Raw genomic sequence first — 14,579 nt, 5'->3', positions numbered from 1 at the left:
TTAATGGGGCAGCCGCATCAACTTAGAGGCGGCTGCCCGCTTTTATTAGGAAATGGCCTGGGTTTTCATTTCTTGTTTTATTTCAACACAACGGCTCGGTGATGGGAAAAGCTTCCCTGCATTAAGCAGATTATCAGGATTAAAGACTTCCCTAATTTCTGTTTGAGCAGCAATCTCTTCTTCAGTAAAAACAAACCGCATTTCTTCTCTTTTTTCAATTCCTACTCCGTGTTCGCCTGTTATCGTTCCGCCCACATCAGCGCATGCTTTTAGGCACAGGCTTCCTGCTTCTAGCGCTTTCTCTGATTCCCCAGAGACCCTGGAATCAAAAAGCACAAGGGGATGCAAATTGCCATCGCCTGCATGAAAAATATTTGCAATTCTTAATCCGGATTCTACGCTGATTTGATTGATTTTCCGCAGCACTTCTGGAAGTTTACTTCTGGGAATTACCCCATCTTGTACGAGATAATCGGGAGAGATAGCTCCCATAGCGCCAAAGCCAGTCTTTCGGTTGGCCCACCACCTTGCTCTTTCCGCTTCATTTTTAGCGGCGCGAACTTCACGGACATTCCTGCTTCGGCATACTTCGAGAATCTGTTCGATCTGTTCATTTATCCCAGCAGCGATCCCGTCGACTTCGATAAGCAGAACAGCTTCGATATCCTTTGGGTGGCCAACTGGAAAGGCTGCTGATTCTACCCCTTCAATGGCTATTTTATCCATCATCTCAAGAGCTGCCGGAACGATACCTGCTGATATAATATCGGAAACTGCCTGGCTCCCATCCTCCACACTGTCAAAGTAGGCAAGGACAGTTTGTTTTCCTTCCGGATTTTTTAAAATGCGGACGGTTATCTTTGTCACGATTCCCAATGTACCTTCAGAGCCTGTAATAAGTCCTAGCAAATCATATCCTGGTGCATCAGGAATTCCATCCTGGCCGATTTCAATGATTTCCCCATTTGGCATCACAACTTCCAGCCCAAGGATATGATTAGTGGTGACTCCGTACTTTAGACAATGGGCGCCACCAGCATTTTCGGCTACATTACCACCGATGGTGCAGCAAGATTGACTCGATGGATCTGGTGCGTAATAGTACCCTTTATCTGAAATCGAATTAGTCAGCTTAAGATTAACGAAGCCAGGCTCCACAACGGCTCTTCTATTTTCAAGATCAACGCTTAAAAGCTTTTTCATCTTTACCATACTAATAATGATTTCTCCGTTCAGCGGTATGGCACCACCGCTCAAACCTGTTCCGGCTCCCCTAGCAAGAAAGGGAAGTTCATTTTTAGAGCAATATTTTACAATCTCGGCTACTTCCTGTGTGTTTTTCGGAAAAACAACTGCTTTGGGTAAATGCTTATGAATGGTAAAACCGTCGCAGTCATAGGCAAGTAAATCTGTTTCTTGATAAAGAATAGATCTTGCACCGCCAACAATTGCAGCCAAATTTTTAATATGTTTATCCTTTGTTTTAAGATCCTTTACCTTTACCTTCATTACACTCCCTCCTTCACGCCATCTTCCTTTTGATAAGCCCAATCTAGAAGCTGTACAGTATGAACAATCTTTTGATTGCGGCCGTATTTTTGGACACCCATCGCCATTTGCAGCATGCAGCCTGGATTGCCCATTGATATCATTTCGACATCATCAGGGACATTTTCCATTTTGCTTTCAAGAACGGCATTCGCCATCTCAGGATTGGTTATATTATAAATGCCTGCACTTCCGCAGCAGCGGTCTGAATTAGGCATCGAAACCATGTCGACTCCCGGTATATTTAACAGGATGTCGCGGGGCTGCTGGCGAATTCCCTGCCCATGCGCAAGATGGCAGGCATCATGGTAAGTGATTTTCGTTTTCATTTCAGTTTTTGGTTTTTCATAGCCAGTATCATGGAGATGTTTCGAAATATCCTCTACCTTTTCAGAGAATTTTTCCGCTTTAGCGTGCATTTCCCGATCTTCCTTGAAAAGTTCGGCGTACTCCTTCATCATGCATCCGCAGCCTGCAGCATTGACGATAATTTTATCGAAATCCTCGAATGCCTCCATATTTTGTTTTGCCAGCTTTCGTCCCATATCACGGTCACCAGCGTGAACATGAAGGGCCCCGCAGCATGTCTGATTTTGCGGAATAACGACATCATTCCCATTTCGGGTTAACACATTTATTGTCGATTCATTTATGTCACTGAACATAACATCCATGATACAACCGGTCAGCATAGCTACTTCTCGCTTTGTTTCTCCTTTAGACTTAATTACTTTTACGTCTTTGTACTTCTTTTTAACAGGACTTTTTACCTCAGGCATGATGGCTTCCATATCCGCTAGGTGCTGTGGCATAATATTGAGCAGCTTTGTCTTCCGGACTACCTTTTGCATCCCGCTTTTTTGGTAAAATTTCAATAGGCTTCCAACAGTATTCAAGCGATTTTGATGAGGGAATAAATCATGAAGGAATAGTTTGCTTACTGCCCCCTTCAAGCCTGTTAAAGGCATTGCCTGCCGTATTTGCCCTCTCGCTTCCTCTATTAAACCTCCTACATCAACATCTGCCGGACATGCGGTTGTACAGGCTCGGCAATCAAGGCATTGAAAAACTGGATCGATGAATTGCTCGTTGACCTGAAGCTTACCTTCAGCAACAGATTTGATCAGATGAACACGTCCTCGCGGCGAGTGCTGTTCCTGCCCTGTCTGCTCATAAGTAGGACAGGATTCCAAGCACATTCCACAATGGACACAGTCAGCCCATTTATTTTCATCAGGCGGATCGCTCCAAAGATAGTTTCCCAGGCTTGTTGTACATGGCGGATCCTGCTTTAAGTCATGTTCTTGGACGCTCACTTATATCCCTCCTACAAACCGGTTTGGGTTCAATGTTTTTTTCGGATCTACTGTTGCTTTAATCCCCTGAAGAAGGAAGAAATACGATGGGCTTTTTCCCCATACATCAACTTCTTTTCTAAGTTTAAATGGGAGGTGCTTTAGAACCGCATACCCGCCCTCTTTTTCTGCGATCTCTCTTGCTTCTGTAACTGCAGCAGCTACATCCTTGCCTGCGCCTCTAATATGTATCTGGCTCAGCCCATGACCCAAGCCTCCGTGGGCTTCAACTGAAACATTAAACTGATCCTGAAGCAGCTCCGAATTTTTTAAAATTTGCAATACCTTAAGGTTGACGGACCCAACCTTCAATGAAGCCTCTGTTTCTGACGTAATCTCTGCTGCTCCGTTTGGGATATGATGGTAAAACTTTTTCCAGAACACATCTGCCTCTTCTTTAGAGACTATTTTCAATTCAGTACCTTCAGGAAGAATGTTTTTTATGAAATTCTCCTGATATTGGACTGAGCTTTCCACATCCTCAAAACTCAGTACCAGTGTGTAGTTTTTTTGCCCGGTAAGTCTGTCAGCCAAGGTTGGATTTAGAAGTTCCAGCGAAACCGGTTCGATCATGGAATCCAGTACTTTTACAGCGAAGGGTTGGATTTTGTCCTGGTGTCCTTCGGGGAAAGATACGAGTACCAGGCTCTCACACTTAGGAAGCGGCCGTAATTTTACGGTGACCTCAGAAACAACACCCAGCGTCCCCATGCTGCCGATAAAAAGCTTATTCATATCATAACCGGCGACATTTTTTACAACTTTTCCCCCTGAACGAATTACCTTTCCATCAGGATAAACGGTCCTTAATCCAATAACGGCATCACGTGCCGATCCATATCCCAGCCGTTTGGGTCCGCTTTCATTTGCTGCAATAATTCCGCCTATGGTCGCCTGTTCAGGCCAGAACGGATCGAGAGATATCTTCTGCTTATGCTTTGCCAAGTAGTCCTGGAGTTCCTTAAAAGGTGTTCCTGCCTTTACAGTTAGCGTCATATCACCGGGAGTATGCTCGACAATCCCTCTGTGTCTTTCAAGAGAAAGGAGAATATCGGTCGTTTCAGTTAGGCCGCCATATCCCCTTTTTGTACCGCCACCCATAACAGTAATTGTTAAGCCTTTTGTATTGGCATATTTCAATATGGCAGATATATCTTCCTCCGATTCAGGATAAACGACTGCATGGCCAGAGTTCCCAAAGGGATGGGCCTCGTTTTCTCCTGCCATAACCAAGTCTTCTCTGATAAACTCTTTTAATTCATTCATTGATTCTGCTGTAATCAAAACGAACACCTCCTATTGTTTAGCAATAACAAACAACGTTTCTAGTAATTTGTAAAAAGTATTTTTTAGTATAAATGCACTTGTAAAATACTTCTTTGCAATAACTGTTCTACCAAATCCAAATGGTCAATCATATATTTATGTGCTTGCTCAGCTTGCTGGTTTAGTATCGATAAATAAATGTTCCTATGCTGGTCTTCTATCTGTTTAACTAGCTCAGGTTGTTGTTGTATGTAAAGGTGAAAATCCATCATCGATTTCTTCAGAGTTTCAGAGATAAACTGAACAAACTGGATGAGGATTTCATTTCCTGCAGCATGGGCAATTGCCATATGAAACTCGTAGTCCGCCTCCCATCCCAGGGCGGACGATTCAGAAAACAGATCAGCCATTTTGTTTAGATCTGCTTCTGAACGGTTTTTCGCAGCCATTTCAGCAAGTCCGGTTTCAACCATTTTTCTAGCCTGAAATAATTCCTGGATGTCTTTAATGCCAGGAAGCAAGTGGTGGCTGTTAAATAGTCTCGAGGAATCAAACTCGCAAACATACGTTCCTTCCCCCTGTTTCACCTGAACAATTCCCTTTCCTTGCAAGGAGGTAAGAGCATCCCGGATCGCAGACCGTCCAACTCCGAACATTTCGCAAAGTTCACGTACTGATGGCAGCTTCTCACCAGGCTTAAAGGAATCTTTTTCAATCATTTCCTGAATCTGCTCTGCTGCAATATCAGATATTTTGCGGTTCGAAATCTTTTTTACATTCACGAACATGCCTCCTTTCACTTCAGATATCACATATCTGATAAGTTGTTTGTTAATTCATATTAAAACACGTTGATTCATAATACTCAACAAATATTTAGAATTTAGTAAATATTTAATAAACATTTACATTTAATTTTCACAAAATAACCCATGGTTCTCCTTTCCTGCAGGGATTTTTTCTGTTGGCAATTCCTTTCAAACGGAGGCCAGCTAGCCGCAAATGCTAAGCTGAACCCAGGCCTTTGAGAATGTACTCTTGTAAAGCTGTCTTGAATGCTAAAAGACTCATCTTTGCTATACCAATCGATAATCGGACTGAGGAACTCAGAGTTTTTGTTTCCCTTCATCGACCCGACGGCACATTCCCCATGGATATAGTGAATGCACTGGCTGCAATTTTTTCTCATTGAGTGCCAGTTTCGGATTTGAATTACATGGAGGCCTACTTAATGGACACTGATTAGAGCATTTGTCGGGACTGTTCTAGGGTTCGTTTTAGACTGTTTATAGAAGTAGTTTTAAAAATAAAAAAAGAGTGCTTCGAGGTTAGCGTTCTGAGAATATTCTCATCGTAGAAAGTGATGTTGGACAAGCTGATTTAATCGAGAATATTCTCTGGAATCATTATGTATTAGGCGTTGCTAAGGTGAAGACTTTGACGCTTCACTTATAGCAACAATAGGCTTCAACAAAACAAAGGGTGTTACCCCATAATAAAGTAACACCTTAAAGTCTGGCTTATGACTATTAAAAAGTATCTATTTAAAAGTTCACTGTTCTTCTGGACTCTCATATAAATGCTTCTCTAGTTCTTCTCGAATATGGGTAGGAATTGGTTCGGATTTCTGTGCTTCTACATTAAAGTTGACATATACAACGGTTCCCCTTGCACAGAGCCTGCCCTCTTGATGAATTTCTTCATATAATTCTAAGCTCGTATTACCCAGCCTTTTTACCCAGGTCGACACCTCGACATTTTTGCCAAAGTAGATCTGATCAACATAATCGACGTTCATATTTAAAATAATCATTCGCCAATTTTTAAATGAACCGTCTGGCGTAAAAAGTTTAAACAATGGATTTCGGGCCGCCTCGAACCAGACGGGTACTGTCGTATTATTGATATGGCCCACACCGTCGGTTTCAGATACTCGCGGTTCTATCGTTGTTTTATACATAAAAACCTGCCTCTCGTTGTTAATAGAATAATTTATCTTCTAGGATAATTCGCCAAGTATTCCTGAACTCCTTTCTAAATGTGCACTATGAGGGAAATTGATCTGATGGCCCCAATACGCACCGATAGAAAGAAATAAGAAAACAGCCCGCAATTAGATGTTTGCGGGCTGTTTGTTTAGACCGTGGTAATTGCGTTTAAAGCGACCAACGCTTCGGCCTCGATTGCTTTTGCTACCAAGTCAGTATTCGGGTTGTAATCCTCACGAAGGTCCGCATCGGCAAACCCATCAATGGCAAGGATGGCTCCAGCTTTAACCCCTTTTAAAGCAGCAATAACAAATAAGGCGGAGTTTTCCATTTCCACTGCGACAACTCCAGCTTTTTTATAAAGCTGATGAGGAAATTCAATGACTCCTGAATAAAATGCATCAAGCGTAAGTGTAATGCCTTCTTTTACAGATAAATCTTCTTTTTGCTGAGATGCAGCCTTTAGTAAAGAGCCAATGATTTGCCGGTCAGCAACGGCTGGAAACCCTGCCGGTACAAGCTGGCTAGTCAGTCCATCGCATCTTACAGCGGCTGTACTAATAACGAGGCTGCCAGGGGTTACCTCTTTTTGGTAAGAGCCAGCCGTTCCAACGCGGATAATCGATGTTGCTCCCCCCATGATCAGCTCTTCAAAGCAAACAGCAGCTCCCGGGGCACCTACTCCGTGACTGACAACAGAGACCTTTATGCCATTCCAGAATCCAGTGAAACTGTGGTATTCCCGGTTCTCAGCTAGTGTGGTCATGTCATCTAGCAAACTAGCAATTTTTTTTGCTCGTCCCGGATCGCCGCAAACGAGAACCCGTTCAGCCAGATTTTCGGGATCTATTTTTAAATTGGGCAATAATTTAGTCAAAGTCTTTTCTCTCCCATTCGTCCTCAGGTATTGGGAGATCCTCGCCGGAAAACCGCTCTTCCTTAAAGGGTTCTCCATTCATGTGAAATCCATTTTTCTCCCAAAATCCCGGTTCATTCTCCTCGATAAATTCAATGCCTCTAATCCACTTCACACTTTTCCAAAAATAAAGCTGTGGTACAACGAGCCTTAATGGCCAGCCGTGTTTGTCGGTTAATGGTTTGCCATCAAAAGAGTGTGCTAAAAGGACATCCTCCCGCACCAGGTCCGTTAAGGCCAGGTTTGCCGTATAGTCTTGGTCTCCATGCAGCATCACATACTTACTGTTTGGCGTAACGTCAATATGCTTCAAAAAGTCCGTGAATTTTACTCCAGTAAATGAGTTGTCAAAGCGTGACCACCTCGTTACGCAGTGAATATCCACCGTTATGGTCGTTTGCGGCATTTTTAAAATGTCCTCATATGATAAAACTAATTCTTTATCTACAGCTCCAAATACTTTTAAATCCCACTTTTTCATATCGTATTCAGGAACCTCTCCCTCAGTAAGGATAGGAAAACGCTCGGTTAAAACCTGTCCGGGGGGGAGGCGTTTTGACAGCTCAGGGTTGACAGCCGGAACTTTCGTTTTCTTGATCCTGTCTGCTTTACTCATCGTCATAAAATCCCTCCTATTTTTCAGAAAAATTACCTTGAACTTTGTTGGCCTGCTAATGAGTCTGTTCCGCGGTCTTTCAAAAAGAACATCGCAAGAATGGTAATTACATAAGGCAGCATAGCTGTGAATTGGGTTGGCATAGAGAAACCTTGAAGTCTGATGCTTAAAGCGTCCATTAAACCGAACAGCATGCTAGAGCCAATGATCCCGATTGGATGAGATTGTCCGAGCATTGTTGCGACCAGCGCAATAAATCCCCGCCCTGCCGTCATTCCTTCCGTGAACATCGTTACCTGTCCCAATGATAATTGTGCACCGGCTAACCCGCACAGCACGCCGCTTAATATAACAGCTCCGTATTGAAGGGTCGTAACCTTCAAGCCAAGACTTCGGGCAGCTGCAGGATTTTTCCCAACCGCTAGAAGACGGAAACCTGTTACTGTCCGGTAAAGAAAGATATAAAGAACAACCGCCGCTATAAAAGCAACATAAACTAAGGGTGAGTGACCGGATATCAGCTTTCCTATAACGGGAATATCCTCTAGAAAGGGGATATGCACCTTAGGAAGCCCGGCCATATCTTTATCGTAATAGGCCCCTTTTACATCAAAAATGGCCCGTAAGGCAAAGGTCGTTAAACCAAGCATAAGGAAGTTAATCGCGATTCCGGCCACAATAGGATTGGATTTCAGATGGATGGTCGCCACCCCGAATACCAAGGATACCACAACAGACATAGCCACACCGCTTAGCACAGCTAGAAAGATATTTTCAGTAAAATGGTTGCCGACGATTGCGGAAAATGCTCCAGCCAGGATCAATCCTTCCAAGCCGACATTGAAGATGCCTACTCTTGCACATAACGCCCCTCCCAGTGCAGCTAGAAGAATCGGGCTTACCATTCGGATCGCGGAAACAAACAGGGAATAATCAAACAGTTCCACTAACATCCCCCTCTTTCTTACGAAGCTTCCACCAGTTAATTGTAAATTTGGCAGAAACGAACAGAATTAAAACAGCTTGAATGACACTTGCTACTTCTAAAGGCACCTCAGTATTTCTCTCCATTCCCATTGCACCAGTTTGAAGAGCTGCCAAGAGGATCGCAGCAACGGCTGTTCCAAGCGGGTTGGAGTTTGCCAGTAAAGCAGCCATCAAGCCTGTCCAAGCAAAGCCAGGTGCAGTTAAGAAACCATCTACATATCGATATTGTGTGCCCAGTACCTCTACCGTTCCGGCAAGCCCAGCAAGTGCGCCGCTAAAAAACATACTAAGCAAAAGGACCTTAACTTTATTAACTCCCCCATATTCAGCGAAAAATGGATTAAGTCCAAGCATTTTGACTTCGTATCCTGAAGTTGTAAACCGCAAAATAATAACCAATAACAGAGCACAAAAGACAGCAATGACAAAACCCATGTGGACGCTCATACCAGTAAAAAGCTTTGGAAGCCAGGCGCCTTGCTCAATCATCGGCGTCTGTGCAAGAGCCGCCGATCCGGATCTGTCTTGAAAGGGCTCGGCGACAAGGTAGCTTGCAAACAAGATTGCAACATAATTCATTAAAAGAGTAGAAATTAATAATTGCACTTTGAATCTGCTTTCCATCCAGCCTGCCAATAGCGCCCATAAGCCGCCAGCAAGCATCCCGGCAATAAGTGCTGCTACTAGCTTTACGGCAGGTGGTCCTGGAAAATAAAGGGCAGCTAATGCAGCACTTACCGCTCCAAGCACCATTTGCCCCTCTCCACCCAGATTAAAAACACCAGCACGAAATGCAAGAGCCACACCAAGTCCAACTAACAGGATTGGGGTCGCCCGCGCCAACGTAGAAGTCAGGAAATAAAAATTTCCAAAAGCTCCATTCCACATGACTATATACGTATCAAGGATTGGTTCGCCGACTATAGCAATCGCAACAGCTCCGGTTATAATGCCTATTAATACAGCAAAAAACGGCTGCACTAATGGTTTAAGAAGTTTCTGAAGTTTTTTTTGTAGGTACATTCTCTATTCCCCCTGCCATTAGTACACTGAGGCGTTCTTCATTCGCATCTTTCCGCTCCAATTCACCGACTATCTTACCTTCATACAAAACGATAATTCGGTCAGACAGGGCAAGGATCTCCGATAACTCAGATGAAACCAGCAATATGCCATCGCCGCTGTTTCGCTTTTCTATCAAAGCATCATGGATGTATTCCATTGCCCCAATATCCACACCCCTTGTTGGTTCAGCAGCAATCAAAAATGGTGTTTTGAAGGCTAGCTCTCTTGCAACAATCAGTTTTTGAAGATTTCCCCCAGATAGATTTCCTGACTTTTCTTCAAGTGATGATGCTTTAATCTCAAATCGGTTGATCCATTCCTTCACAGTGCTCCGGAAAGCTCTCTTTTGAATAAATGACCGATTGTTATACTCAGGTTTCCGCTGCGAACCCATAAGCCCTGTTTCTTCAACGGTTGCATCCTTAGCGGCACCCCAGAGATAGCGATCCTCCGGAATATGGGACAAACCTGCCGCTCTTCTAGCTTCGACTGGCTGATCTGTCAGGTCATTTCCCTTAAGAAGAATCCGACCTTCATTAACTAAGCTGAGCCCTGAGATGGCCTGGATTAATTCTGATTGGCCGTTTCCGGATACACCGGCGACCCCGAGAATTTCCCCATGCCTAACCGTTAACGACACTTTGTCAAGAAGAGGTTTTTCGCCTTTACTTGCCATGGTGATTCCTTTTATTTTTAAAAGAGTGTCACCGTCAAGGTTATCCCTTTCGTTTAGTTTTTGAAGCTTCCGGCCTACCATCATTTGGGCAAGCTGGTCTGACGTTGTTTCAGTTTTAGAAACACTTCCGGTTACCTTTCCATTCCTTAGAACGGTTACTCGATCAGCAACCTTCATAACCTCACGCAGCTTATGTGTGATTAAGATAATACTTTTTCCCTGATCAGCAAGAAACCGAATCGTTTTTAACAATTCATCAACTTCAAAAGGAGTTAAAACGGCCGTTGGCTCGTCAAGAATGATAATATCAGCCCCTTGATAAAGGACCTTTAAGATTTCTATTCTCTGTTGTTCTCCGACCGAACAATCCCCTGCTTTTTTTGTTGGGCTGACGTTAATTCTAAATTGCTCAGCGATCTGGTTTACCGAACGTACAGCATCATTTCGTTTAAAAAATCCGAATTTTTTAGGTTCATGTCCAATAACAATATTCTCTGCTACTGAAAAATCATGAAAAAGCATAAAATGCTGGTGAACCATTCCAATTCCGTTTGCAATTGCATCGAGTGGTCCAGAAAATGTGACGGGTTTTCCATTAAGCAGGATTTGTCCGCTGGAAGGCTGCTCCAGCCCATATAGCATTTTCATTAAGGTCGTTTTCCCAGCACCATTTTCACCAACAATCGCTAGAACTTCCCCTTTTCCCACGCTGATTGAAACCCCATCATTAGCGAGAAATTCACCGTATTTTTTTGACATTCCCTTCATCTCTAACAAATTAGCCACATAATCACCTCGTTTTTTAAAAGCGTAGCCGACTGCCCAGAAACGCAGAAACTGGAGACTCCGACAAAGAAGCGTTTTTTGCTTCTGTAGGAGGAGTTGAAGTTTCAGAGTTTCTAGGAGGCGAAGCTGGATAAATATATAAAGTGGAAGCGCCTTGTTCAGCTCCGACAAGCGCTGGAGATCCTGAAGGTGAAGTCGTTTTTTGACTTCAGCAGCAGGACCGAAGCGACTCGAGGAGCTAGGCGCTGGACCTGGAAAAAGAAAAGCGTAGCCGACTGATCAACTCCGACAAGCACTGGAGGGCTTGACCTTTTCCAATAAATAACTTTTCCTCTTTAAAAATGGAAACCGACTACAATAAGCTTGCAGTCGGTTTTGTGTTTAATTGTTTAATGGGTTTGAAACTTCTTTTTGACCTGAAGTGATTTCTTCAGCAAGAACCTTTACCTTGTCGACAACGTCCTGGCCTATAAAATCATGGAGTGGAGTTTCGCTGTCACGTGTAACATACGTTAAGCCAACGCCACCTGACTTTAATCCATATTCTACGATTCCTGGCTTAAACGAACCGTCTGCAAAAGCTTTTACCGTTTCATAGGCAGCAGTATCTGTACCCTTTAACTGTGATAAAACAATATGGTCAGGATCCATTTCTGTCCGGTCAATATCCTGGCCTGCAGTATAGAAACCTTCTTCTTTAGCTGCTTCGAAAACTCCAAGATCTCCAACTGCCGCTGCGCCAGCGATAAAGTCAGCACCTTGCGAAGCTTGCAGGATAGCCAATTCTTTCGCTTTAGCAGGGTCTGTAAAGCTTCCAACATAGTTTACAAGGAATTTCGCATCTGGGTTTGTTTCCTTAAGACCCTCTTCAAATGGAACGGTCCATTTTTTTAGGAGAGGAATGTCCATGGCAGCAACCATTCCAACAATGTTAGACTCAGTAGCTAAACCAGCAGCTGCTCCAAGCAGGTATGCTGCTTCATGCTCTTTAAAGTTAATGCTTTGAACGTTAGGAAGGTCAACAACCGTATCAATAATCGCAAATTCACGATCAGGATTTTCTGCAGCTACCTTCTTTAAGGCGTCCTCTGCTTCAAATGAAGAAGTGATGATTAAATCGTAACCTTCTGCTACTGCAACTCGAAGATTTTCTTCGATTGCTGAATGGTCACTTGACTCAATTGTTTTTAATTCAACACCAAATTCTTCTGCTGCTTTTTTAGCACCATCATCCATTTGCTGGAAGAAAGGGTTAACTCCAATTTTTTCAGGTAAAATCAAGGCGATCTTTTGCTTCTTTTCAGTAGATACGTTAGCTGGTTTGGCCTCTTCACTATCTCCAGAACAGCCCACAAGGAAAATGGCAATCAGTGTAAACAAAGCTACTAGTTTTTTCATAAGATGTCTCCTTAGTTCGTATTTTGTTTGGTATAGTATTAATTTACTAGATAACCAGTATAAAAATCAATATAAATCTTAATATTTATATGTAATTTATGTTTTATCATTCGTGTTTTCAGCCTCCTCTTCTTCAAAAAAACCTCTGCCTTTTAAAAAGGAAGAGGTTTATATCATCACTCTTCCTTATCTTTCAGAACAATGTGTTCTGCAGGATTTGGCACCATTCTATTTTTAAAAAATAGCGGTTGCCGGGCGTCATAGGGCCAGTCCCTCTGCCTCTCTTGATAAGGAATCCTTATTTAATTGGGATTTTTTAGTATTACAATATAATGATATTAGTAAACTAGTTATTATTATAAAGAGTTTTTTAAGAATTACAATGTTTTTTATTATTAGAATCTTTTATTAGTTATCTATTCAATTTGGATAACCTGCAGAGATGGATGAGTAAAACTGCAGCCGTCCGGGATATCTGCAACTAGTTTTACTAAGTCCCCTTCTAAAAGTGACAATAACAGGGAGGAATTTAGTATAGCTGATGCTGACGAATCCGTCATTGATGATGTTGCTTTAACGGTATCGTTAATTACTATCTGGAACCTGGCAGGAACATTCACATTTGTACGACACTCTACTAAAACCTTATAACTAATCTGGTATACACCCGATTTAAAAATGTGCATGCCTTGAGAATCCAAATTAATTTCCTGCATAGGACCTGCAACCGTAAATTTAACATTGCCGCCCTGCACACTGTCTAACGGAGAATATGCAAACCCAAATCCACCCGATCTTGAAATACCAGCAGAACCCGGATTTCCTTGGGGTCCCTGCAAACCGCGTTCCCTGCTTGAACCTCTTAATCCGGGGAGACCCTGTTCTCCTCGAAGTGCTTGAACTCCTTGAAGATCGCGCTCACCACTTAGTCCTGGTAATAAGGGAGTTTTTCTTTCTCCCTGAGCCCCCTGCTTTCCTCTTGGTCCTGTCTCTCCTTTTCGTCCCCGTGGTCCCTGACGGCCCGGCGTACCAGCAGTGCCCCATTTAGGCTTGCAACAGCTGCAGGAGCAGCAATATGGACAATATTTCATAGTAATCTTCCCTTTCAATGGTAAATTTATTTTTACTTAACTTTTTGGCTAACAATAATTGGTGCATTTCTTAGTGTACAGCCTGAATAAAACCATTCGCCGCTTTAATTTGTGTGTAGATAGCTGTAACTCCATCAGAGCCAGCAATCTTAGATATCTTTCCGATTAGTGAAAATTGACTTGTTTCAATGGAGTTATCAGAGTCAATGCCTGGAGTAGTTGAGCAGTTTGGGAAAACCGTTTCTAATTCCAGGTCCTTCGATACTAAAAAAAGTTTAGATCCTCTCCAAATCGGTCGGTTATCTTACTGCATGTTATCTGGGGAGGTTGATTGGGATCACCAGAATAGTTTTCCGGAGCTAGTAGAGCATTCGCTGGGTCCCATATACGAAAATGGATGAATACGAGTCGCTCCCTTGGTCCAGTTTCCATTTCAGTTTCGGCATCATGGTAAAATGCCTGACTGGGATAATTGTGCCGAAAAGTAACAGGAAGCGATGGATTCTGCAAATCATAGGACAGCTTTCATAAAAGCACTCCTAAAAAAAGGTGTCGGCAGCCAAGCTCATTTATTCAGAACTTGGACATCCATAGTTTATTTAATGAAAATCGGACAAATATGTGCAAAAAAAGGTGACCAAAAAAAGGTGACAGGCACCATCCATAAAAATGGATGGTGCCTGTCACCTTTTCGTTATGACAAAACTGAAATCCTGTCTTTAACAGGCTGTTTTCTAAATATAAATGGTAAAAAAATGAATCCCAAAACTGTCATCAGCTTCAAAATGTTTTTTCAGACAAGAACCACACACTTCCTTAATTAATAGAGTGTGATTTTTATGTAATCTTTATGATTTTTCTGCAGTTGAAAAATGAAGCACACTATT

At 42.7% G+C, this 14,579-nt stretch carries 12 protein-coding genes and 1 riboswitch; all 12 genes read right to left on the bottom strand.

Features of this window, described 5'->3' with window-relative positions; all coding sequences use genetic code 11:
• Positions 1 to 45 precede the first annotated feature (45 nt).
• The 12 genes from HRJ06_RS09325 to HRJ06_RS09270 all read right to left on the bottom strand — a co-directional run bounded on the left by HRJ06_RS09325 (position 46) and on the right by HRJ06_RS09270 (position 13,692).
• The gene (locus tag HRJ06_RS09325) at positions 46 to 1,509 is read right to left on the bottom strand and encodes an FAD-linked oxidase C-terminal domain-containing protein (RefSeq protein ID WP_174732307.1); all 1,464 of its coding nucleotides are present in this window, start codon (positions 1,507 to 1,509) and stop codon (positions 46 to 48) included.
• A complete protein-coding gene (locus HRJ06_RS09320) occupies positions 1,509 to 2,864 on the bottom strand; it encodes a heterodisulfide reductase-related iron-sulfur binding cluster (protein ID WP_174732305.1) in 1,356 nt (451 codons plus the stop codon). Before HRJ06_RS09320 ends, HRJ06_RS09325 begins: the two co-directional genes overlap by 1 nt.
• Positions 2,865 to 4,187 (bottom strand): FAD-binding oxidoreductase, encoded by a 1,323-nt coding sequence (locus HRJ06_RS09315; RefSeq protein ID WP_174732303.1) that lies wholly within the window; start codon positions 4,185 to 4,187, stop codon positions 2,865 to 2,867.
• A gap of 65 nt (positions 4,188 to 4,252) precedes the next feature.
• Positions 4,253 to 4,957 carry a FadR/GntR family transcriptional regulator gene (locus HRJ06_RS09310; RefSeq protein WP_197969903.1) on the bottom strand — a complete coding sequence of 235 codons (705 nt, stop codon included), beginning with the start codon at positions 4,955 to 4,957 and terminating at the stop codon, positions 4,253 to 4,255.
• 764 nt (positions 4,958 to 5,721) lie between these two features.
• Positions 5,722 to 6,129: an acyl-CoA thioesterase gene (locus tag HRJ06_RS09305; protein ID WP_174732299.1), complete on the bottom strand. Its 408-nt coding sequence runs from the start codon at positions 6,127 to 6,129 to the stop codon at positions 5,722 to 5,724.
• A 176-nt stretch (positions 6,130 to 6,305) separates the two neighbouring features.
• The gene (locus HRJ06_RS09300) at positions 6,306 to 7,034 is read right to left on the bottom strand and encodes a nucleoside phosphorylase (RefSeq protein ID WP_242035181.1); all 729 of its coding nucleotides are present in this window, start codon (positions 7,032 to 7,034) and stop codon (positions 6,306 to 6,308) included.
• Positions 7,027 to 7,689 carry a sulfite oxidase-like oxidoreductase gene (locus HRJ06_RS09295; RefSeq protein WP_174732501.1) on the bottom strand — a complete coding sequence of 221 codons (663 nt, stop codon included), beginning with the start codon at positions 7,687 to 7,689 and terminating at the stop codon, positions 7,027 to 7,029. Before HRJ06_RS09295 ends, HRJ06_RS09300 begins: the two co-directional genes overlap by 8 nt.
• 32 nt (positions 7,690 to 7,721) lie before the next feature.
• Entirely contained in the window at positions 7,722 to 8,636 is a 915-nt protein-coding gene (locus tag HRJ06_RS09290; RefSeq protein ID WP_174732295.1) for an ABC transporter permease subunit, read from the bottom strand.
• Complete coding sequence (locus HRJ06_RS09285; protein ID WP_174732293.1) at positions 8,623 to 9,699, bottom strand: ABC transporter permease; 1,077 nt, start codon at positions 9,697 to 9,699, stop codon at positions 8,623 to 8,625. Before HRJ06_RS09285 ends, HRJ06_RS09290 begins: the two co-directional genes overlap by 14 nt.
• A complete protein-coding gene (locus HRJ06_RS09280; RefSeq protein WP_174732291.1) occupies positions 9,665 to 11,203 on the bottom strand; it encodes an ATP-binding cassette domain-containing protein in 1,539 nt (512 codons plus the stop codon). Before HRJ06_RS09280 ends, HRJ06_RS09285 begins: the two co-directional genes overlap by 35 nt.
• Positions 11,204 to 11,584: 381 nt before the next feature.
• Positions 11,585 to 12,601 (bottom strand): BMP family protein, encoded by a 1,017-nt coding sequence (locus HRJ06_RS09275; protein ID WP_174732289.1) that lies wholly within the window; start codon positions 12,599 to 12,601, stop codon positions 11,585 to 11,587.
• Positions 12,602 to 12,784: 183 nt separating this feature from the next.
• Positions 12,785 to 12,895, bottom strand: a riboswitch (SAM riboswitch).
• A gap of 122 nt (positions 12,896 to 13,017) precedes the next feature.
• The gene (locus HRJ06_RS09270) at positions 13,018 to 13,692 is read right to left on the bottom strand and encodes a collagen-like protein (protein ID WP_174732287.1); all 675 of its coding nucleotides are present in this window, start codon (positions 13,690 to 13,692) and stop codon (positions 13,018 to 13,020) included.
• Positions 13,693 to 14,579: the final 887 nt, after the last annotated feature.

This window comes from Mesobacillus harenae, assembly GCF_013343715.1.
GTDB lineage: Bacteria > Bacillota > Bacilli > Bacillales > Cytobacillaceae > Mesobacillus_A > Mesobacillus_A harenae.
The sequence above is the reverse complement of the archived record's forward strand: the minus strand, read 5'-3'. Positions and strand labels throughout refer to the sequence as shown.